Consider the following 23,486-nt stretch of genomic DNA (forward strand, 5'->3'; position numbering starts at 1 on the left):
AGGATCAAACTCTCAAATTAATATTTGAAAATTTAATTAGCTCTTAAATTACTTACTAGCTTTTTATAAAGTTCGCAAGTTACTCAATTAAAATTAACGAGTTTCTTTCGTCTTTTTACACTGTTTACTTTTCAAAGTCCAATTTTGTTCCACTCTCTCGGGTGGATATTCATCTTAACATGTTCACAATGTTATGTCAACACTTTTTCAATAACACTTTTTTCCTACTTGTCGCAGCATGTTCCGTCCTGTCAGGACCGCTTCATCAGCGACAGCTTTAATACTATAACACCTTATCTACTATTTATTCAAACTGACATTTTGGCTTATAGGGCTATATTAGCGATTCTTGTCCCGCTATTGAATTCATACACCTTTATACTCCACCAAAGTCTAAATTGCTTCATTTCAATATACATATTTAGCATACCTAAAATCAACCAAAGCCATCTAATACTTATCTATGGTTCTTGTTATAGCTCTTATTATCACTCTTATTGTTCTTAAACTGTAGGATTATTGCAGATAGGAGTGAAGTCAAAAAACATATTACGATAACGATACCTCCAAAGTAAGAAAGTATCCCCACTAAACTTTCAGTATACATTGTACTGTAACATTTAAATGCAATAAGCAAATAAATAATGGCTGGGAAATATATTAGAAACTTATTTGCATTTCTTTTTATTATAAATTCATTCAGTAAATAGGTAATACAAAACGCGACATAGCCCCCCACTAAGGCTACGAGAATAAAAATAATATATAAGTTCATATTAATCCTCCACTCTTCTGCCGTGGCTGGCAGCACAAATAATAACTATTATTTTTAATTCTAAATGAATATGCCTAATTATACCATATATTCAAGCAACTATATGTTTTGCACTAATCATTTTACATTTTTAATTATTGCAAAACATTTCCCTTGATTAATATATTGCGAAAAATTCGTTTTATATTGATATCGAACTGTAAAGGTATATATCAGTTCGATATCAATATATTAAATTAAATATAATACTGCATTTTTATAAAAACCAAAGAATTGTTCAAAATCTCAAATAAAATCGTAGATTGTGCTTTAAATTGACTTCCTACTAAGTTTGACTGTATTCCCTAATAAGTATATAATTATATATATTATTCACTTACTTCAAAATCATAAGTCAATCTCTAACATCAAATTCACTGACAACCATTAAAACTATAACCTGCTTACAAGTCATTTCTTATGGCTTTAATCTGTATTATTTCACAGACTTAACATAATAGAAAAAGAGGGATTATTATGGATGATGTACTTTATAACAAAAAGATTACCTGCCCTGCATGCAAAAAAACAATCGAAGTTACAAGGGTAAAAGCTAAAGCCTGCATTGTTTCTTCCTATGATACTGATTATTTTGTTAATTATGCAGGCGTTAATCCTATGTTTTATGATGCATGGGTTTGCGAATTATGTGGCTATACAGCCCTCAGTGATAGGTTTGCGAATCTTGATATTAATGGTGCCAGGAAAGTTAATGAAGCCATCACTGCCTTTTGGAAAAGCAGAAAATTTACAGGCGAAAGAAGCATTGATGATGCCCTGCAGGCATATAAGCTTGCACTCTACAACCTACAAAAAATCGGTGGTGCTCCTAGTGATTTTGCCAAGATTAATATTCGATTGGCATGGCTTTATAGAATTAAAAAAGACGAGAAAGAAATAGACTTTTTAAAATGTGCCTTGAATAATTACAACGACTCATACCAACAGGAAAAATTCCCAATCGGTAAGTTCGATGAATGTACATGTATGTACATGCTTGGTGAGCTTAACCGTAGAATAGGAAATTATAACGAAGCAATAACCTGGTTCAGTAAATTGATAAGCTCTCCTGAAGCCAAAAACAACAAGATGCTGTTGGAAAATGCCCGAGATCAATATCACCTCACTAAGGAACTTGCTGTATCCTAGCCTATAGCCTTTTGCCTTTCATCAAAACATTTATCCTTTCTGAGCAGCTAAGCATAATAACTATATATGCAAATACGAAAAACGGAAAAATGCCTATTGATGTTCTGGCTGCTACAACTCCAAGGAATGGAGGCAAGAATGTGGCCCCTGTGTAAGCTAGTGCCATTTGATAACCGATTATAGCCTGGGAATTTTCCTTTCCAAAACGTGCAGGGGTTTCATGGATCATGCATGGGAAAATTGGTGCACATCCTATTCCAATAACAATAAAACTTAAAAGAGTAAACAACGTCGGCAAAGGCAAAAGCAGGACTATAGCTCCTGCTAATGCTGTAATTTGGCCACCACGTATAAGAGTAATGTTATTTAATTTCAAGGTAATAAACCCTGTTATAAATCTCCCTATGGTAATTCCTGCATAAAACATGGATACCAATTGTGCGGCAGCAGCTGGAGTCAACCCCTTAACTCCAACCAAAAAGCTACTGCCCCATAGTCCCATAGTAGATTCTACGCCGCAATAAAACAAAAATGAAGCAAGTGCCAGCTTAACGCCTTTTACTTTCAAGGGCTTCAAGCTTTTTTCTTTTTCAGGAACCAATTCTTTGTCTTGCTCCTCTGCCCCTTTATTTGAATCTCCATGATTATTCATAAATTCCGCTTCGTTTAATTTGTCAGACTTATTGTGAAATTCTTTTGCCATACGGTCCCATAATGGCAGCGTAAAGAAAAGTAAAACAACCAGTGAGAATTGTATCAATGAAACTGCTACAAATCCATTTCTCCATGAGTTTTGTCCTGCAATAAACTGTGACATGATTATTGGACCTAAAGTAGCTCCAACTCCCCAGAAACAATGAAGCCAACTCATGTGATGTGCCTTGTAATGCAATGCAACATAGTTGTTAAGTGCCGAATCGACAGATCCTGCTCCTAAGCCAAGAGGTATTGCCAGAAGCAGAAGCCAGATAAAAGATGGTGCAAATGAGTATGCCAATAATGAGGCAGCAGTCACCAAGCAGCTAATAAATGTTATTTTACCGGTACCCAGGTGCTTATGGACAAACCCGCTTGCCAGGCTTGATACAATAGTTCCCCCTGCTATAAACATAGAAACCATTCCAGCTGACTCAAATGGTACGCCAAATTCCAACTGCATAAGAGGCCATGCCACTCCTACCAAAGAATCGGGTAAACCAAGGCTGATGAAAGCCATATAAATAATAATTAGAAAAAAAGTAGCCATAAACTCTGTGCCTCCAGGTCATATTTGCATGTATCCGGAACCTTATAACTCCTATACAAGTTTAATACTTAAAGTCCAACATAGCAACAGCTATTATATAGATACCGAACCGATATATAACTTTACAGTTCTGTTTTTATATTTCTGTTTTTATATTGCCATTTATAATAAACCGACTTAAAAAACCATATATCCCGAAATATTTATTAGCAGCAATCATAAACAAAATCACAAAGTGGTTTTGCAACAGTAATATAAAAATATAGAAATAGGGAGTGCCTTACATGAAAAAACATTCTAAAAAACTTTCTGCTTGCGTCTTTGTCTTAATGCTGATATTGGCTTCATTAGCTGCATTCACGACTCAGACAGCCAGTGCTACACCTTCAGGAGATTTGAACAATGACGGTGTAATTAATATGTCTGACGTTATTCAATTGGCAAAAACATTCAATTCTGTAACCGGAGATGGCAAATATATTGCATCATATGACTTAAACAGCGACGGTGCTATAAACATGTCTGATGTAATAATAATTGCTTCCAAATTTAACACCTCAGTAGCAAATACAAATACGCCAATTCCCACACCTACAACCAAGCCACCTACACCAACTGTTGCTCCAACTTCAGCTGCGAATAAGTGGGTCGGTACATGGGGAACTGCTCCGCAATTGGTTGAACAAAACAATATGCCGCCAAGCCCTGGACTTTCAAACAACACTCTTCGTCAGGTTTTCAGAGTATCGATCGGAGGAAATCAAGTGCGGTTTAAGTTTTCCAATCAATACGGAAATTCGCCTCTGGTAATGAACTCTGTACATTTAGCTGTATCAGCGGGTTCAGACTCAATCAAGTCTGATACTGATAAAGTGATAAAATTCAGCGGAAAAGAAGCAGTAACAATTCCGGCAGGCCAGACAGTAACTTCCGATCCACTTGATTTTGATCTGCCTAAGCTGACCAATATGGCTGTCACTATTTATTTCGGAAGTGTGCCTTCAGCTCTGACAGGCCATCCGGGTTCCAGAACAACATCATATATTCTGACCGGCAATAAAGTTACCAGTGCAAGCATGGCTTCCTCAGTAAAGACTGAGCATTGGTATGTTATAACAGGTTTGGATGTGCTTACCGAAGATTCGTACAAAGCTGTTGTTGCTTTAGGGGATTCGATTACCGATGGCAGAGGCTCAACAACAGACAAACAGAACAGATGGACCGATAACTTTGCTGACCGCCTCCTGGCAAATTCAGCTACATCCAAGGTTGCGGTACTTAATCAGGGTATAGGTGGAAACACGGTGCTTTCGGGGGGATTGGGCCCAACAGCCACTACAAGATTTGATCGGGATGTGCTTGAGCAAAGCGGTGTCCGCTACCTTATATTATTTGAAGGTGTTAATGATATCGGATCAGCTTCTTCCACTCAGACAGCCACAAACCTGATAAACACATACAAACAATTTATCACCAAGGCACATGCAAAGAATATACTTGTTTATGGTGCAACAATTACACCAATTGGCGGCTCACAATACGATAGTGCCATTCACGAACAAGTAAGAAAAACCGTCAATGATTGGATAAGAACCAGCGGCCAGTTTGATGCAGTAATGGATTTTGATGCCGCGGTCCGAAATCCAAACGATCAATCAAAACTGTTAAATACTTATGATAGCGGTGACCATTTGCATCTTAACCCTGAAGGATACAAAAAACTGGCTGAAGTGATGGATCTGACACTATTCACAAAATAAAACCGGATATATGCTGAGCCCGGAATTTTCTTCCGGGCTCACTTATTCTTACTCCGTCAAAATCAATTCCCCATATGTATCTACATCCCACCACCAATTATCCTTACCTGCCCACGAAAGCCTTGTTCTCCTTTTTCCGGTTTGTTCATCACATAGATTGATAGCAACATTAAATCTAAACCTAAGTCCCACATCCGGAACAACGTCCAGGCATTGCCAGGGCACACCTGCTTCCAGTTCATACCCGTCATCATGGATGACAATCTTGTATTTTACTCCTTCTTCATCCATCCGACAAGATGTTTTTCCATTTATAATTACCATATTGACAGCATCATACTCCAATTGCGGATTAAATACAATGTGCCTGTGTCTTAAGTCTTTACCGTTATTCATCAGTATTTCTACCCCATCCTGATCATGGTAGTTCTTGACTCTTCCATTAAATACTAAAACTTTTTTATATATTTTGATATGTATATACAAGCGGTTTGGGTCCCACCACACTCTGCCCTTCCCACTGCCCTCCGAACTGGAAATAGGCTTTTTACCGCAGCTTATATAAGTTCCATAAATGTTCTCTATATTTTCGGCAAATTCATCGATTAAAAATAATCCTCCCATATTTTGTCCGTCATTATTCTTAAATGGACACAGGAGCTGTTGTACTTCATTGCCTTCTATCGGTTTCATATTTTTTAATAAGTAATCAAAATCTTTATATAAAATATCTGTAGGATTTAACTGAGAGATAAGGTGATGGCACAACTTACTTATAGGATTTGACAGATCCAACCCATGAGAAACCAATTTCTTTAAAAATCCGTCCGGAACCCTACCGGGGTAAATGCCGCTGAAAAGATGTATGGCCAGTGCAAGATTTATGCATCCTTTCAGTGCTTTTATCCTTTCGAACATGACATCCCACGAGATAATGCTGCCATACTTGTCCAAAAGCAAAGCAATATCGTGGAAGGATTGAATATTGGTTCTTTCAGTCTCTATACTGCAACAGTAGTTGTTAAACGAAATAATAAAGTGTTCATAGAAGTGCAAAAACAGGAGCAGCACATTGTCATGCATTTCTAAAAGCCAAATATTATGCCCTTTTTTATTTCGTAAGACGGCACGCTCAATAAGTTGTGAAGTATTTGTCTTTATAATTCCGGGCTGCAGAATATGCATATGAAGCTCAAGCAGTACCCCTACCTTTCTCCCTTTGAAATCTGCTTCCTTATAAAATTCTTCATGCTTTTTATCTTTATAGGTATGAATATTTTCTTCAATAAAACTCCACGGCTGATAGCCCTCTTTCTTGTCAAAGGGCTTATAGGAAAGGCTTTCTAAAATCTTCAAAAAAGGAGCCATGTTGTGAGCTTCAATCAAAAGGTCCACATCAACCGACTGCCTTATTTCCGGTTTTTCATACAAATCGTCAGCCAATAACAGCCCTTTTATAAATACTGCTTTTATTCCTGCAGCCTCTGCTGCATCTGCAATTTTGTAGATTTCCTCTTCAAATATGCAATTCTTATTCTTTTGGGCTAAAATTCGAATATTTGATTTCAAGTATAGAGTTTCATCCATTTGCTTGACGGTGTCCAGAAGTAGTGTGCCAAGCTCCAACCTTTTTATATCATTCAAAAGCATGCTGTCTGTTACTGCATTTTTTCTTAAAAAATACTTCAAATCATCTAAAGCCGGATTCATCGGTTATCCCCTCTTTCAATCGATTATTTTTGAGGAGCTTCAGATAAAAGTTTAATAAGTTCATATTTAGAGTTAATTCCCAATTTACGGTAAATATTTCTTATATGGGTTTTAACAGTATTCTGGCTTATATGCTCTCCAATCGAAATGTCGTATATCTTAATCCCCTCATATAACATTTTTACAATGACCTTTTCTCTGTTGGTAAGAACCTTCAATTTATCCTCGCTGTCAAAATTCCTACAGGCCTGTGACTGCTTGATAATATCACTTGATATTTTCTCCGGATCAAGGCTATCCCCCTGTATTGAACCAATTATGTTATTATGATACAAAAAGAAATTGTTTGTAAGGATTTTACTCTCCGATGAAAAATATTGATAAGTGTCTGTACCCTGCTTTTTGTCGAACACTACCACTTTCTCATTTTCTTTCAAAATATAGTTAAACCCGGGTGATTTGTTAATATAGTTTTGCGGATCCAAAAAAATAATATTCAGCTTACTTTCTTTACTTATTTCCAATAGATTCTCCAGGTGCTTGATGTAAAGTTCCTTGTCAACATATATATCGCGGTTTTCAAAAAAGTAAATGCCGTTATATCTAATTTTTTCAAAGTTGGAAAACTCATATACAGGATTACATTTTATAACGATGCTGTGATGAAACCTGACTATGTTTTCCATAAATTCCTCATAACAATCGCAATAAAGCTTTAGCTTCTCTTTCTGCTCAGCCAACGGCAAATCCAATGATTTCAACACATTTTTATAAATAGATGGCGGCATACCTATAGCAGCCATAGCATTGAAAAAGGCAAAATAACTTCCGGGTTTTCTTCCTGCCTCGAAAAGCTCTGTTACAAAATGATTTGGGCATTTGTCAGCAGCATCACCCAGCGGAACGCTATTCTTTTGCATGGATAGAAATATATTTTTCATTGAAGTAATAACATCCAAGCTTTCGGAAAAAAAAGTTATGCTGTCATCCATGCTTTCAGTTTCCAGAGAAAAAACACAAATTCTGTTATCAATAATAAAAATGGTATATTTGGGTTGGTTTGGGTAGTAGTCGTTTAGAACATATCCGCTGATTTTACCCGTTAAATATATAGGAATCCAGTAATTTTTAAAATAAATAAGGGTAGAAACACTTCTGTCAAAGCTGTGAAGTATATAAAACCCCTTTACTTTGTCAAGGAGCCCGATAAAGTAATCTCTTGAGCTTTCAATGAACTCTTTGCTTTCACTGAGCCATAAAAGATTAGAGCCGGTTGTAACATACACGTCTGCAGGCTCCTCCAGCTTTTGTATTTCCGACAGAAATCGCTTAAAAGCCAGCCTCTTGCCTTCTATCCCCTTATAGATATCCATTTTTTCTGTAGCAAAAAATGATAAATTGTTCATTATTTTACCCAATATGATTATATTAAAAATGAAAATATAAGTTTATTAGCACTTTTAATATAAATTAAATTTATTCTTGTTATATTAACATATTATACCAACATAACTTTGCAGATACAATAGTAATAACATTTACCACTATACCTCATGCAGTGAACAATTTTTCCTCATTTTTCGCTTTTTCTTCTTCCCCAGCATTACTTTGCATAAGAAACATCTTCTTATATGCACCGTTTTGTACCATAAGCTCATCATGATTTCCTTCTTCAATTATTTTACCTTTTTCCAGCACCAGAATCCTGTCAAACCCTTTTATAGTGTATAGCTTATGTGCTGCAACAACAATTGTCTTACCCTTTTGCATATTTATCGACTTATAGAAGACTTCTTCAGAATCCTTATCCAAAAAAGCCGTAGGCTCATCTGCCAGTATAATGGGAGAATTTTTGAGAAAAGCTCTTGCTATAGCAATTCTTTGCTTTTGTCCAACCGAGAGATTGGCTGCGTTTTCTTTGAGAACAGTATCGTATCCATTCTCCCTATCGGCAATAAAGCCATGAGCACCTGATAGAGCAGCCGCAGCACGGATTTCATCCATCCCAGTGCCTTCTTTTCCAACGCCTATGTTCATAGCAATGGTTTGTGGAAAAACATATGGGTTTTGAGGGATGTACGCTACCAACTTTCGAGCTGTTTCGGTATTTTTGATGGAATTACCGAAGAGCTCAGCTTCTCCTTTGTCAGGAATATACAACCCGCACAAAAGCTTTAAAAGAGTGCTCTTTCCTCCACCGCTGAGGCCAACCAACGCAACTTTCTCACCTTCCCTTATATTCAAATCAAGCTTATCAAATATTTTATATTCATTACTCCCTATAGTTAGTGAAACATTACTTAGAGAGATAGCCATATCGCTTTTCTTCTCCGGCCGTTTGTTGTCGTTTTTGTTATCTGGCAAAGTTTCAATGTCCATAAAGTCAAAAACCGTCTTTGAATTTCTAACATTTTCCCTCATGGTATTAATGGAATTGGAAATCCCTAAAACAGGTCCATGCATAATACCGAAAAGATAATTGAATGCAACAACCTCCCCTATGGTTATTTTGCCACCTATTGCCATAATACTTATAAAATACAAAACCACAACATTTAGTCCGCCCTTTATTATGTTTGAAATCTGGCTTTGGAAGGTAAATAGCATGTGAAGCTTAAATGTAAGGCTCTGCCTAAGTTTTATTTCATCTGTATAAGAATCCAAAAATATTTTCTGCACTCCGAAAACTCTTATTTCCTTCATACCTGTCAAAACTTCATGGCATAATGCACGCACCTGGCGGTCCAATTGGTTTTGCTGCCCGATTATTTTATCCTGCTTCTTTTTGAAAAAATGTCCGGCAAGAAATATCACCGGTCCTGTAGAAGCTGCTGCCAGTGCAATAAACACATTGGAACACGCCAAGTAAAAGAATGCAACAGAATATACCAATACGTTGTATATAATACTATAAAAGTCTTTTAATATTATTTTAACGATGGATTCTGAAAAGTAGGATATCCTGCAAAAAATATCCGAAGAACCCAACTGATTCAGTTTACTCATTGATAGACTGTTTAATTTTTCAAACATGGAAAGCTTGATATCCCGTACAATCAGGTTTTGTATATGGCTTTTTAAAAATTCACCGGATATAAGAAAGGCTATGGCTCCGATTGATATTGCCAACACTGCTCCAAGAAGCTTTTTTAGAGCTTCTATATCCTTAGTCCCCATAAGGTTTATTATTATTTTTTGAAAAACTGCAAACGAAAAATTGTATGCCGAATAAATCCACATAGGCATAAAAGCTGCAGCAATAAGAATTGTATATGGTAAAAAAAATGCTATTATCCTTTTGGCAGAGGAATCTTTTTTGGCTTTTATTAATTTAGGCATACAGCTCACCTTCGCATTTTTCAATATTGTCTGTTATCCACTTATGGTACATTCCTCTTTTAGCCATTAAACTTTTATGACTTCCGCTTTCTTCCACTCTTCCCTTATTTAAAAAGAGAATAATATCTGCATTCTTAATCGTTGACATTCTATGAGAAACAACAAAGACAATTCCAGTTCTTTTGGCACTGCGTATTATTTCATTAACCAACGATTCATTATAGATGTCAAGTGAAGATGTAGGCTCGTCAAGTATCAAAATCCTGGGTTTTCTTATTAGTGCCCTTGCAATTGCAATTCTTTGCCTTTCTCCTCCCGATATGTTTAATGCCCCTTCATTGACCTGTGTAAAATACCCGTGCCTGCTGCTGCAAATAAAGTCATTTATTCCTGAAAGCTTTGCAGCCTCAGTTATTTCTTCCTGTGTGGCACCAAGTTTGCCTGTAAGAATATTGTTATAGAATGTAGTGTTAAAAATTACCGGCTCCTGTGGTACAAAGGAAATCAATTTTCTTAAACTATCAATGCCATATTGGAGCATTGGTCTGCCGTTTATGGCAATCTGACCTTTATGCGGTTTTTCAAAACCCAACATCAAATTTAGCAAAGTAGTCTTTCCTGACCCGCTTGGTCCTGCAATTGCTACTATTGTATTGTCATGCACTTCAAAGCTTATATCCTTAAGAATTTCATCCTTATCATACTTGAAACACACTTTGTCAAAGCTTATTTGTATATTTCCACCTTCTAAAGCCGAAGCTTCCCCACCCTTCTCAATTTCTATATTGTTTTCCCACTCGTCCCTGAAGCTTAATATTTCGGACACCTTTCCCATATGGAAAGCCGCTTGTAAATACTCCGACCATAGTATGGAAATTCTAGCAATAGGTTCAACACATATCCAGAAGCCTATAACAAATGCCAGTAGAGCACCAACGTCCATTTTTCCATTGACCACCAAAACCCATCCGTATGAAAATATAAACAGTGCACCCGCCAGCCCGATAACAAACTTCACATTGGTTATTGCAGAATTTATAATGCCCACTGCCTTGGATTTTTTTAGTAGAGCACCATAACCTTGCAAAAATAATTCTGAAAACATTTTTTTAATTGAATAGGCTCTTATAATTTCAGCACCTGAAATTGAGTCCTGTATAAAGGATTCAACCTTAAGCCGTGCTTTCTCTTCTTCCGAATAACACTTTTTATATTTTGAAAGCAGCGGAATAAGAGCAATGGAGAGCAGTGCGGTAATAGCCATTACTCCAAAAAACAAGGACGGACCTTTATAAAAAAGATACCCAATAACAACTGCAGATGAGCATACCGCTGACAGCAAATTCTTTATTACCGTTACTATCCCTGACAAGGATTTTGATGCTGATGTGTATAATATCGAAAGCAGATCGTTACTATGGTACTTCTTAATGTTTTCCATTTTACATTTCATTAGCTTTCCCATTGCCAAAGCTTGAATTTCTTCATTCATTCTGACAATAAGCCTTGAAGACATGTATTCATTTATAATATTCAAAAAGGGAACAAGGATTATGTTGATGGCAACAATCATAAACAGAGCACTTGCTATCATAGGCATGTCTTTTAGAGATGCACCGTTTATCAGACTGCGAATGCTGTTTATTTGGACAAGAATCAAAGATGATGAAACCATTGATATAAGGTATATAAACAGCAGCATTCTTAAGCTTCCCAACCCTCCGGAATTGGCAGCTTTCATAAACGCAACTGTATCTGAAAACACCTTACTTCTGTTCATTGTTTTCTTCACCACCAAAAAGAAATTCTAGTATATGAGAAGCAGCATCAATACTTTCACTGTACTCAATCTCGTATACCTGGACCTTATTTGAAAGCCTGGCTGCAACTTTTCTGTTCTTTGCCATGTTCTGTGGATGCCTTGAATTTAGAAGGAGCTTTATAAATGCCTCCCCTGAAGACAGCTTTTTAATGCATACTCCGTCATAACCTTCCATCCTCTTTAAAAGCACAACTGCTTTTGCAGGTATTAAGCCTTCTATGTCTTCAAAACGTTTAGGGTTTAAAATAAATTTTTCGTCCCCTCCAGGATGATGCTTGTTTTTTCCAAGCATCTTAACCGCTGAAATACTAAAATGCCGGGAAAGCACTTCCCCTTCCATATGACCTATATTCCTTGAGGCAACCGGATGAGGAAATGGCGATACCTTGAGGGTTTCAACATTTATCGGTACAATATCGTCGGTAAGATAACTGCCCCCTTTTGTACAGAGAGTTGAAATCATTGTAGTTTTACCGGCATGTGTAGTGCCTGAAATTATAATTGCCTTTCCGTTATAGCTAACTGCACCCCCATGCAGATACCACCAGTATGAGTTTTCTAGAAATACAGGCAAAAAAGCAACTTCGTACAACTCCCCTAATATCCCGCTTAGACCATTTGAACTGGAAATTTCACTATCATCATATGACAGTCTATATATCATATCACTTTCATTTTTTATTATAAATGCTCCCGGCAAGCGTAGATTATTTTCAAGCTTGTCCGAAATCTCAAACATCTTAAACATAAAGTCAATATGATCATCCAGCTCTTCTACATAATTTTTTATACAGATTGCCCATCCAATATTTCTGTGGGTTATATATTTTTCAGAGTAAAATCCCATTATTAATATCCCCGTCCTCACAGTATAGTAAATACAGGCACAACAAAAAGGCTGCTATGCATCAAACATAACCAGTTCCTTATTCATCATATCAACAAACAGCTCTTCACAGTCTTTAATAATTTCTTCTCTGAGAACCTCGTGATTTGTACCATCACAACCACTGGAAAGATTGGAAATAAAGAGTTCAACTATATCGTTAAAACATTTCATATCACATTCTTTCCATAAAAAGGCGGCCGTTTCATTAAATACATGGGTGAATTCGGTAGAAGCCTTATATACCACCAGGCTTCCGTCATCTAAAGCGTATTCTTCAGCATCACTGCTTTTTATTATCCTTATTTGCCTGTTAAACTCCATTTGTCATCCCCCTCGTACAGTGTCTTTCTGACTTCATCTTCATTAAATAGGAGCACATCAGTATAAGAGACTTAAGTATATACTTCATACAGATAAGCATTGGTCTTATAAATAAAACTTCGCTGCATGACAGCCTGTGGATCTTTCCTTCAAAAAGGGATATCCCTGCGATTACCCGTGCCAGTATCCCATTATGTAATGCAAATATTGCTCCGTCACTTGGTGTAGTATGAATTTTTTCAACACATCCCATAATATTTGATTCATTAATTACAGGATCCAGATAAAATACATTATCGCCCTTGGTCTGGTAATATACTGATGAGTTCTCGGTATAAAGCCTGACTACCCTGTGAATAAGCAAATTGCCTTCCAATCCAAACACCACTACATCGCCTACCCTGATACCAGATGCTACCGGATTTATATATACCTTTGATCCCTGTGGTATCAGAGGATTCATGCTGATGCCGCATGTGGTTATCCATGTTCCCCTATTGAGATTCTTTCTTGCCTTCAATATTGCAATCATATCAATCTTGTTGTTATTGACAGGCATAATCCCTCCCTAAGTCGCTCTGGGTTTTGATGGAGCAGATTTTTTCCAATAGCTCTTCCGATGTCTTTTTGGTAATCCGTATATACCGTATCCATGCATTTTCTTCGCAAGTAAACGCCAGGGCTTTATCAAACATCTCAATTGATTTTTTGAGCATGTATTCATCATACCCATACAATGCCACCAGGTTCCTTAATTGCCTTTCCTCCAGACAGTCTTTGCCGCTCTTTAGTAAAACCTCAGTAATGACCCATGAGTATATCTTGTTTTTCAAATCCTGGTTGATATCCTTCAAATCATCATAGTACTGGTATCCCTGCGAGAAATAATCCTGTGAGATATTAAGCCTTTCCATTGCAATGCTATTGTTGTCCAGACATCCTAATGCTGCTATCACTACTTTTGAAAGTGCAGCTTTGCCTTTTGAAATTTTAATGAATTCTTCCTCTGAGTAGCGGTTGATTTTATCCTTATGATTTAATTGCTCAAGATGTACTGCATGCAAGTATTCACTAAAATACCTTTCATGATAGTCCCAGAATGGGCTTTTGAAATCAAAAAGTTGTGAATAAAGTCTTGTAGACATGTGCAGCAAATAATTTTTATAAAGTATTTCCTTTGAGTCATGCAGAGCTTGTCCGTCAATCATGTTGTCATAGTGAAGAATATGCTCTAGTAGAAAAACTGAGGCTGTACAAAGAATATTGAGACACTTGCTGTCAACTGAAGGAAAAGCATCACAGAACAAATAGGGATACAGCCACATAGGATTATATGGATACCTCTTAGATTCTGAACAAAAGAGGTTCTGAAGCCTGTCAATCTCAATAGATGCTTGTGAATACACTTTTTGACCCTCAGTCAGTACATTGCAGTCAAAGATTCTATTCATGAAACTCAGCCTCCTAATAGATTAAAATGATAAATCTACTACATTTGTCGCAAATCCAAACATTAAAGTGATTAGTTGCTGCATTTTAAAATAGTAAGCATGCAGTTATTTATAGTTTTAGAACTTTACGCTGTATTTCACTCCAACACTGTAATCTCCCTGGCTGTTTACATTTCCGTTAAGCGAAATATTTTCATTGACTTTATACTCTGCACCCACATTAGCAACACCGTCGCTGTTTACACCAGCTTTGCCGGTTACACTGTCGTTAAACTTGTATTCTGCAGTTGCATCCCAGGAACTCTTATTAGCATTATAATCAACGCCTGCTTTAACATCTCCTGAAGATACCTGACCTGTTACATGGCCTTCGCCGCCGGATGCTGAAACTCCCCCACTATAACTGGTACCACCGCCATCTGAATATGTATATGTCGCGGAACCTCCCTGGCCAGATGGTCCTCCGCTCCAAAAGCCTGATGCTGATGCGACTATCTCATTTTGTAATTCTGCTTCGGAAAAACTTTTTATTGAAGGCTTTAAATAATTCACAGGAATTCTCCTTTCGTAATTTGAGATTTTAAAAGTTGAAAAATCCTTAGCTTTTGTTTTCCTTCCGACTGCATGCTTACAAATTTATACATTCATATTATATAATCACATAATATAAATGCGAAATAATCATAAATGAGTATTTTTTATTTTGTAATTTAGCCAGTTTTGAGATTAACATAATATAAATAATTATTTTGGGTGAGATAGCCTCCTCCCCACAATAAACGGCTTATATAAATAATCAGTTTTATAGTTATTTTGGTGCTCTTACCCCTTACAGTCGCAGTACTTTCCAATTATACATTTGGCAATATTTTGTTAATTTAAGTTGCAATAATCTTAATTATCCTTTCGAAAAAAACTATGCGATTGAGAAATAACCATTCCTGAAAACATCAGAATGCACCCAATAATTCCCATTGTGTTTAATCTCTCATTCAACAATAAGTATCCCCCCAATGCTGCAAATACAGTCTCCAAGCTTAGGATCAAAGCCGCATGGGATGGGCTTGCATTTTTTTGCCCAAAAACCTGAAGTGTATATGCAACACCAACAGATAAAACTCCGCCGTAAAGAATAGGCATACCGGCCTGGCAGATTCCATAGAGTGTTATATTCTCAACCGCCAAGGCTGTTATCATGCTTAATGCCGAACAAACAAAGAATTGCATACATGACAATTTCAAGGCATCAACCTTGCGTGAAAAACGGTCTATAAGTAAAATGTGAATTGCCCAGAAAAAAGCACCCACAAGCTCAAACAAGTCTCCCTTGGATATGGAAAAGTATTCATTAATTGAAAGAAAATACAGCCCTACAACTGCTGTTACCGCCCCAATCCATGTGAAAACTCCGACTTTCTGTCTCAAAAATATTCCGAGTATAGGTACAAGAACTATATACAATCCTGTTATAAAGGCAGCTTTGCCGGCAGTGGTTTCTATTAATCCGATCTGCTGCAGGCTTGCTGCAATAAATAGGCATAATCCGGAAAGCAGGCCTGCCATGTACAGTTCTTTCCTATTTTTCTGCTGCTCAATAACTTTAGCTTTTCCAACCCTTGATTTATAATTAAAAAATAATATGAGGGGTATGAGTGAAAGTGCTCCCAGAGCAAACCTTGTCCCATTGAATGTAAACGTCCCTATGTATTTTATCCCTACCCTCTGTGCAACAAATGCAAATCCCCAGATTGCAGCTGTGAGCAGAAGGAGTAAATTAGACCTGAATTTATATTTATCCATAAGTATTTCCCCAAGCTTGAAATTAAAAATTACCATATAATCTATAATAGATTAACCGCTTTTTTAATATATCATAAGTTAATAATACAATCTACTATAGAAATTAATAAGTTAACATAATATCATGTTTGGGTCTTATAACAAATAAAATCAATGCTGATATATTTCTATTAAACTTGGGAAAATACATCCCCAATGATAAACAAAAGAATAGCGGCAGGCTTATTGTACCAAAATATTAATGCTGTTATAATTAATATGTCGTAGACATCAAATAATTTCCGGGAGAAAAAATATGATAAGTGGAGAAAGTTTTTTAGTCAGAGCCTCCAGTCTAAGAAAGCACAATTATTATGTAGACTACATGGGACTTTACAAATTAACTGACATTTCAAAGCGTACTGGAATCAATATACCGGATCTAACTGCCATTTATAAAACTAATAACGGCATTTATGACGTGGAGCATGAAGTCTTCTTTTTTGACGACATTGAAAATGCAAAAAAAACTATAAATGAAATTTTGAAGCACATTAAGACGGATAACCGAGGACGTTCAATACTACTCACCGAGGCAGAAATCGAGTATATCAGACAGGCTCTTATCAACGAAGGTGCCAATTCAATCCATTTACCAAATAAAATTAAAGATAACATATTTAAGAAACTTAATTCCTAAACATCAAATCCCTTATTATTTACATAATATTTTCATTATGTTTTATGTTAACAATAAAGCAATAAAAGTTCATGAGGAGGTCTCAATATGTTGAGATTTAAAAAAGGTAATTTGCTTCTTGCCGCATCTTTAGCTATCATTTTACTTCTAACATTAAGTGCTTGCGGAAACAATACGGAAAGCTCTCAAAACTCTGATACAGATGCTAAAAGCGATGTTCTACTAGTTGGTGTTGATGATAGCTATCCTCCTATGGAATTTAAGGATTCCGACGGAAAAACAACAATCGGTTTTGATGTTGATGTTGCAAAAGAATTGGCTAAAAGGCTTGGCAAGTCAGATGTACAGTTTATTTCAAACGATTGGACAGGTATCTTCCAGGCACTTGAGATCAACAAGTTTGATGTAATTATTTCTTCTGTCAGCATCAATGAAGAAAGACAGAAAGAGCACTCACTTACAAAGCCATACATAGCGAACAAGCAGGTTATCGTGACCAAAAAATCAACTTCGGACATAAAGTCTCCTGATGACCTCAAAGGTAAGAAAGTAGGCTTACAAGCAGGAACTACTTCTGAAGATTTTCTAAGGGATCTTGTTAGTAAAAATAAAATTAACGAAAACGATATGTCGACATATCCCCTTGTAACACAGCCATTTATGGATTTAGACGCAGGAAGGCTGGATGCTGTAATGGTTGATATTGTAGTTGCCAAATACTATATCGCAAATAACAAGGATAAGTATAATCTTGCCTGGGAAAGTGTCGATGCTGAGCCAATGGCTTTATGCTTCAAAAAGAAAGATGCCGAATTAAGAGACAAAGCAAATACAATTCTTGATGAAATGCAAGCTGACGGAACAATGAAGAAAATTTCTGAAAAATGGTTTGGAGAAGATGTAACTAAAAATCTACAGTAATTTATATTTATAGATACCGAACTTTTATATAATTTTATAGGTCGGTATCTATAAAATGCGTTGAACAGATTATATTTACTTTGCTGTTCAACGCATTTTAGAATGATAAAACAATTTTCGGGGAGTTGTTAATTTTGGACTTGGATAAACTTATCGGATATATGCCGGCACTTCTGGAAGGTGCTGGTAACACTATGCTTTTGACTATTGTATCTGTCTTTTTCGGCTCCATTCTAGGGCTGTTCTTGGCACTTGGCAGGTTGTCAAAAAGCAAATTGATAGATCGAATTTGCTGGTTTTACATATGGCTTTTTAGAGGTACCCCTTTATTAATGCAACTGTTTTTCATATACTATGCCCTCCCTAATATTCATACGGCATTTACGCTTCCGGGCCAATGGATCCCTGCACTTTTAGCACTTGCCTTAAACTCGGCAGCTTATCTTGCAGAGATAATCAGAGCTGCAATACAGTCAATCGATAAAGGCCAGATGGAAGCAGCCAAGGCTTTGGGTATGAGCTACGGACAGGCAATGAGAAGAGTTATCGTCCCTCAATCCTACAGAAGACTTATTTCTCCTGTCGGAAATGAGCTCATTGCACTATTAAAGGATTCTTCTCTTGTTGCGATGATCGCCATGACAGAGCTTATGAAAGTAACCAACCAGATCTCTACAAGGGAGTCAAACGCTGCCATATACATTCCGGCAGCTATATTGTACCTGACAATGACAACATTCTTTACATTAATATTTGAAAAGCTTGAGAAAAAGTATTCGGTATATGAATAGTGGGGTGATTAGCATGATGGTAAAAATGGAAAAAGTAGCTAAATCCTTCGGCACCCTCGAGGTGTTGAAAAATATAAACTTTGAGGTTTCAAAGGGTGAGGTTGTATGCATCATTGGCCCTAGCGGCTCAGGCAAAAGCACCATGCTAAGATGCCTCAATCACCTAGAGCGTATTACCTCTGGCAGTGTTTATATTGAGGACGAATTAATAGACCAAAGGGTATCGGGGAAAGATCAACTAAAGATTTCCCACAAGAAAGTTTCTGAAATATGTACCACGCTGGGAATGGTTTTTCAGAGATTCAATCTCTTTCCTCACATGACTGTTCTTCAAAATGTTATTGAGGCACCGATTACAGTTAAAAAGCTTTCCGTAAAGGAAGCTACGGACTACGGATTAATGCTGCTTAAGAAGGTAGGTCTTGAGGATAAAAAGGATGAATTTCCATCCAGGCTCTCAGGCGGTCAGCAGCAGAGGGTTGCCATTGCAAGGGCACTTGCAATGAAACCTAAAATAATGCTGTTTGATGAGCCCACTTCTGCATTAGACCCTGAGCTGGTCGGTGAGGTACTAGAGGTAATGAAAGAACTTGCAAAAGACGGAATGACAATGCTGGTAGTAACCCACGAGATGGGATTTGCAAAGGAAGTAGCCAGCAGAGTCCTGTTTATGGACAGGGGTGAAATCTTGGAGGAAGGTACACCAGAGCAAATTTTTACCGACCCAAAGCATGAGAGAACAAAATCATTCCTGCAAAAAGTACTGTAAGAACAAAATAACAATATGAAAAAAGCTGACAGGACTTTAATCCCGCCAGCTTTTTTATACTGGAAGCAAGAAGACTTATTTGCTTATCATAACTACATTACTGAACAATGACGTTCTGTTTCCTTCAAGATCCACAACAGCAACAAAGTAGTCATATGTTCCTGATGTTGTGGCTGTTACTATTGCTGTATTCCTTGTTTCTGATACCTTTTCAGGCTCATTAATTGATCCTGTTAATACTCTGTATAAAGCATATCTATTGGCAGTGTTTTCCCCATCCCATTCAAATGTAACCGACATGCCTCCTTGGCTTCTAATTTTAAAGTTTTGCGGTGGATTTCCATAAGTTTGAACTGCTACTACATTACTGAATGGAGAAAGTCTTGTTCCATTTGAATCAACTACTGCTACTTTAAAATCACACTTGCCTATCAATGTATCAACAGACATCACCTTGCTTGTAGTTTCACCAACCTTCACAAACTCATCGCTTGTGCCGCTAACCTTTCTATATATGGCAAACTTATCCCCTGTTGTACCGTTCCAACTGAACTGAACGCTCAATCCACTTTTAAATGACATAGCAAAGTTTGTTGGTGCACTCTTGGTTAGTTTTTCAACATTAACAGCGTTGCTGAATGTAGAAATCCTGTTTCCTGACTGATCGATATAAGCTACATAGAAATCACAGCTTCCTGATAATGTATCTACTAGTAATCCTGTTGAACTTGTTGTTGTAGCAATCAATGCAGGCTCATTATTTGTTCCTGCACTTTTTCTATAAACACCATATCTTGCTCCTGATGTTCCGCTCCATGCAAGCTGAACTTGCATACCATTGACATACATCAGCCTGAAGCTTGTAGGTGGTGCCTGAAGCAAACCTACTGCAGTAAATGCATCTTTGGTGCTCTGATAGGCCTGGCTGTTACCTCCGTATAACAAATTGGCAGCTTGAACTATATAATTTGCAAACTGTGTATATGTCATGTTGGAGGTTAAATATCCGTCATTTATTGCATTGTAGAAAATACGTGCAAGTTTGCCATAGCCCAGTGCAATTACAGAAATGTTATTATGAGTTCCGCCTACAGCCATTAGGTTTGCGGCTTTTGTCACAACTCCTCCGCCAGCGTGTGCTCCAGGGCTTTGAGCAGTATAGTCATTATAATCATCAATTCCTGGGTTGGCACAGTCTCTAAAAGTAGTTCCTGTATCTTCGCCCAAATACCAATCGAATGGTCCTTCACTTGGGACGAAATATTCTGCCAAAATACCGAATACATCTGACAAACCTTCATGTAATGCACCATTTTCACTGTTATAGTTGTAGCTTAACCCTTCAGAAAAAAGCATTCCGTGAGTAAATTCATGTGCTGCTACATCTTGTGCAAAGGATGTACTTTTACCTGCTGATCCATGTCCCGGATGGAATTCTATATAATTCGTTCCGCCATATGCATTTACCTCGGTACTATTTTTCACAACACAAACAGTAATATCTGAATTTAAATCATCATTACCTTTTCTGAAGAAGGGTGCATTGCTAAAAAACTTTCTGGTATTTGTCACAGTATAATGTGCATCAACCGCATCCTGTTGACAGTTTTGGTCCGTGCCCGAGTTAAAGTAGTTGTCAGGCTCACTAAACAAGCCTTCCAGATTAACATTATTAAAAGCATTTTTGGCTGCATTATATGTTCCAAGCTTTTCATATGTATTTTTTAAAGAATAGCTCCCGTCATCATTCCTTACCATCTTCAAACTCTTGTCGTCACCGGACTGACCAACACCGGAGCCGGAAGCTGGCTGCTCAGCATTAGCAATATGATTGTCCACTTTTAAAAGAGATAAGTTATTTGCATCAACATAGTAAGTGCAATCTTTATAATATGGAGCAATAGATTTCACTTTTACTTGGTATGTGTACAGATATTCACCATTAATAGGATAAAGAATGATTTCAGGCTTTGGTTCTATTTCATACTTTGGTGCAAATCCAAGGTGGTTTTCTATTACATTTAACACATCTTTTTGCGAGTATTTAGCAGTAAATTCAGTAGATTTTACTTTTTTCTCCAAATCATCAACATTGCTTCCGGCTACACACTCAATCACACCTTCGTCATTGATATGAAAATTTTGATCTGTGCCAAATACAGGAAATCCATTAAAGGTTTGAATTGTTGAGATTACTGTCCTTCCCATGGAGTTTTTAAACTTCTTATTTTGCTTGAATTTTTTCTCCTTATATTTACCTGAACCTTGCAGCTTCTTGCTGTAGTTTTTTTCAACGATTTTTTCATGAGATTCGCTTGACTTTTCACTCAGCTCACCTATCATAAATGATGGGCTTTCGTAACTGTCAGTTGCTGCGACTTTAGGGATAAACTCCTTACTCTCAGCTGCATAAGCTGGCACTACAATACTACTGGCAATTATACCCATAGACAACAATACAGAACATACTTTACTTCTTGATGGCTTCATGTTAAAATTCTCCTCTCTTTTTAACAACTGTATATTTTACTTTGTACAAGAAGTATTATATAAGAGTTTCGTATACTGAGGCTTGAAAATAATTGAAAATTTAGTGAAAAAAATTGAAATTTTACATAATAAATAATTATTGACCTACATATTTTATAAGAACATCCAAAGCCACGGCTTAAGTGTCCGCGGATTGTTTATTGTAGGTGCTGAATGCCACACAAAGGGTGTTGGAGACCGACTTGCTGATTTTGTCATAAAGCATAATATAAATGGTGTTCTGATTCAGTCCATGTATTTATTCCGGGGACTCCGATTTACATACTAAAAGTCGAGCCAAATTAGTCTTGTCCGTAAGGTACTGCATCTCCCGTATATACTGCCTCAAAGCTTGATGCGGTCACCTTTTTTAACGCCCGCAAGACATCATCATCCCACCTGGTGTCATGAACTCCGGATACATACATATCGCTTCCAACATCCGCAATAACAACGCCATAGGTTTTAAACGCCTTTAAAATCACCTGTATATGCTGATCATACCCTGAAATGTTAAAATCCTTTTTAAGTCTTAGCCGAAGTCCCATAGGAGGATAGTTGGTCTCAGTATACCTGCCGCCCGAGTGGCTTGCAGGAGAAATATAGGCCTTTTGAATCTTGCTGACTGTTATCCTCAATGCATGGTTGATTTGCTTGTTTTTATAGACCTCATCCCACCTGACAAGGCCAGGAAGTATGGCAAGACCTGCCGCATCCGCACTTGTCCAGTTCTTTTTTCTTACTTCATTTTTGTCAAGATGCCAAATTGCTCCGCTTCCCGCACTCCAACTGCCATTGCTTCCCTTTCTGGCATCGAACAACTCATAAAGAATGTTGGACCCCTGTCTTAAAATCAGCATGTGTCTATCGCTTCCTGCTTCAATCAACGGATTGGAAGGTATCGGATATGGCCCCGGATCGCTTTCTTCATCATAATCAAACTTCACACTTACCATAGGTTGATTCTCAGGTACTATATTGTATGGTATTCCTATGGGCTTCCCTTCCCAGAAGGTGCCAAAATCGGGATGAAGAGTCTTGCTCTTGCCTATAGTACTTATATATTCCTCTGACTTAGGATGGACAGGCATTTTATCTATGGGAGTATTCCAGAAATTATCAGGAGGAAACATTTTAATCCCCTCGATTTGGGGAGTTTTTGATGTCTCGTTTGTATCCTTATTGTCTTTATTAATCCGTTCCCCAATATAAACCGACTTTGAAGCATCATCCCATTCGACTTTTTTCCCTAGAGCTTGAGAAACAGCTCTAATTGGCAGATATGTGGTCCCATTACTTATAAAAGGCTCCACTTCATTGCCCTTTACGTCTTTAGGCTCAATCATAATGCCATCCACATAAATTTTGATATTATTATATACAACCTTTAGTTCCTTTTGAATTGGTGCAGAAAAAACTACTGTAGTGACAATTGCAGCAGAAACAAAACCTGAAAGGTAGCCTTTTAAAAGTTTATTCATCCTGGGCCTCCCATA

The 23,486-nt window shown here is 37.2% G+C and carries 19 protein-coding genes; 6 read left to right on the forward strand and 13 right to left on the reverse strand.

Going from position 1 to position 23,486, the window contains the following annotated elements; all coding sequences use genetic code 11:
• Window positions 1-1,291: 1,291 nt before the first annotated feature.
• The gene (locus VIO64_RS08895; protein WP_331917271.1) at window positions 1,292-1,963 is read left to right on the forward strand and encodes a DUF2225 domain-containing protein; all 672 of its coding nucleotides are present in this window, start codon (window positions 1,292-1,294) and stop codon (window positions 1,961-1,963) included.
• A gap of 1 nt (window position 1,964) precedes the next feature.
• Here the strand turns inward: VIO64_RS08895 and VIO64_RS08900 are convergent, their stop codons facing one another.
• Window positions 1,965-3,209 (reverse strand): MFS transporter, encoded by a 1,245-nt coding sequence (locus tag VIO64_RS08900; protein ID WP_331917273.1) that lies wholly within the window; start codon window positions 3,207-3,209, stop codon window positions 1,965-1,967.
• Between the two features lie 284 nt (window positions 3,210-3,493).
• Between VIO64_RS08900 and VIO64_RS08905 the strand changes: the two genes are divergently transcribed.
• Entirely contained in the window at window positions 3,494-4,969 is a 1,476-nt protein-coding gene (locus VIO64_RS08905) for a GDSL-type esterase/lipase family protein (RefSeq protein WP_331917275.1), read from the forward strand.
• Between the two features lie 48 nt (window positions 4,970-5,017).
• Here VIO64_RS08905 and VIO64_RS08910 read toward each other — a convergent pair whose 3' ends face one another.
• The 10 genes from VIO64_RS08910 to VIO64_RS08955 form a co-directional block, all read right to left on the reverse strand.
• Window positions 5,018-6,679: a nucleotidyltransferase family protein gene (locus tag VIO64_RS08910; protein WP_331917277.1), complete on the reverse strand. Its 1,662-nt coding sequence runs from the start codon at window positions 6,677-6,679 to the stop codon at window positions 5,018-5,020.
• 23 nt (window positions 6,680-6,702) lie between these two features.
• Window positions 6,703-8,085: a helix-turn-helix domain-containing protein gene (locus VIO64_RS08915; RefSeq protein WP_331917279.1), complete on the reverse strand. Its 1,383-nt coding sequence runs from the start codon at window positions 8,083-8,085 to the stop codon at window positions 6,703-6,705.
• Between the two features lie 145 nt (window positions 8,086-8,230).
• On the reverse strand, window positions 8,231-10,018 hold the full coding sequence (locus VIO64_RS08920; protein WP_331917281.1) for an ABC transporter ATP-binding protein: 1,788 nt from the start codon (window positions 10,016-10,018) through the stop codon (window positions 8,231-8,233).
• Window positions 10,011-11,798, reverse strand: coding sequence for an ABC transporter ATP-binding protein (locus VIO64_RS08925; RefSeq protein WP_331917283.1), 1,788 nt, complete (start codon window positions 11,796-11,798; stop codon window positions 10,011-10,013). Before VIO64_RS08925 ends, VIO64_RS08920 begins: the two co-directional genes overlap by 8 nt.
• Entirely contained in the window at window positions 11,785-12,687 is a 903-nt protein-coding gene (locus VIO64_RS08930; RefSeq protein ID WP_331917285.1) for a hypothetical protein, read from the reverse strand. The genes VIO64_RS08925 and VIO64_RS08930 overlap by 14 nt, the downstream gene beginning before the upstream one ends.
• 54 nt (window positions 12,688-12,741) lie before the next feature.
• Complete coding sequence (locus VIO64_RS08935) at window positions 12,742-13,050, reverse strand: hypothetical protein (RefSeq protein ID WP_331917287.1); 309 nt, start codon at window positions 13,048-13,050, stop codon at window positions 12,742-12,744.
• Window positions 13,040-13,609, reverse strand: coding sequence for a S24/S26 family peptidase (locus VIO64_RS08940; protein WP_331917289.1), 570 nt, complete (start codon window positions 13,607-13,609; stop codon window positions 13,040-13,042). The genes VIO64_RS08935 and VIO64_RS08940 overlap by 11 nt, the downstream gene beginning before the upstream one ends.
• Window positions 13,596-14,501, reverse strand: coding sequence for a hypothetical protein (locus VIO64_RS08945; protein ID WP_331917291.1), 906 nt, complete (start codon window positions 14,499-14,501; stop codon window positions 13,596-13,598). The genes VIO64_RS08940 and VIO64_RS08945 overlap by 14 nt, the downstream gene beginning before the upstream one ends.
• Before the next feature lie 117 nt (window positions 14,502-14,618).
• Window positions 14,619-15,053, reverse strand: a complete 435-nt coding sequence (locus VIO64_RS08950; RefSeq protein ID WP_331917293.1) for a hypothetical protein — start codon at window positions 15,051-15,053, stop codon at window positions 14,619-14,621.
• A gap of 342 nt (window positions 15,054-15,395) precedes the next feature.
• Window positions 15,396-16,301, reverse strand: coding sequence for a DMT family transporter (locus VIO64_RS08955; RefSeq protein WP_331917295.1), 906 nt, complete (start codon window positions 16,299-16,301; stop codon window positions 15,396-15,398).
• A 295-nt stretch (window positions 16,302-16,596) separates the two neighbouring features.
• Here VIO64_RS08955 and VIO64_RS08960 point away from each other — a divergent pair, with 295 nt between their 5' ends.
• From VIO64_RS08960 to VIO64_RS08975, 4 genes are all read left to right on the forward strand, one after another.
• A complete protein-coding gene (locus VIO64_RS08960; RefSeq protein WP_331917297.1) occupies window positions 16,597-16,980 on the forward strand; it encodes a hypothetical protein in 384 nt (127 codons plus the stop codon).
• An 87-nt stretch (window positions 16,981-17,067) separates the two neighbouring features.
• The gene (locus tag VIO64_RS08965; protein ID WP_331917299.1) at window positions 17,068-17,901 is read left to right on the forward strand and encodes an ABC transporter substrate-binding protein; all 834 of its coding nucleotides are present in this window, start codon (window positions 17,068-17,070) and stop codon (window positions 17,899-17,901) included.
• Window positions 17,902-18,035: 134 nt separating this feature from the next.
• Window positions 18,036-18,692 (forward strand): amino acid ABC transporter permease, encoded by a 657-nt coding sequence (locus VIO64_RS08970; protein ID WP_331917301.1) that lies wholly within the window; start codon window positions 18,036-18,038, stop codon window positions 18,690-18,692.
• 16 nt (window positions 18,693-18,708) lie between these two features.
• On the forward strand, window positions 18,709-19,461 hold the full coding sequence (locus VIO64_RS08975) for an amino acid ABC transporter ATP-binding protein (RefSeq protein ID WP_331917307.1): 753 nt from the start codon (window positions 18,709-18,711) through the stop codon (window positions 19,459-19,461).
• 75 nt (window positions 19,462-19,536) lie between these two features.
• Here the strand turns inward: VIO64_RS08975 and VIO64_RS08980 are convergent, their stop codons facing one another.
• Both VIO64_RS08980 and VIO64_RS08985 read right to left on the reverse strand, forming a co-directional pair.
• Complete coding sequence (locus VIO64_RS08980) at window positions 19,537-21,951, reverse strand: M4 family metallopeptidase (RefSeq protein WP_331917303.1); 2,415 nt, start codon at window positions 21,949-21,951, stop codon at window positions 19,537-19,539.
• Window positions 21,952-22,292: 341 nt separating this feature from the next.
• Window positions 22,293-23,471: a copper amine oxidase N-terminal domain-containing protein gene (locus VIO64_RS08985; protein ID WP_331917305.1), complete on the reverse strand. Its 1,179-nt coding sequence runs from the start codon at window positions 23,469-23,471 to the stop codon at window positions 22,293-22,295.
• Window positions 23,472-23,486 lie beyond the last annotated feature (15 nt).

This window comes from Pseudobacteroides sp. (assembly GCF_036567765.1).
Taxonomy (GTDB): Bacteria; Bacillota; Clostridia; order Acetivibrionales; family DSM-2933; genus Pseudobacteroides.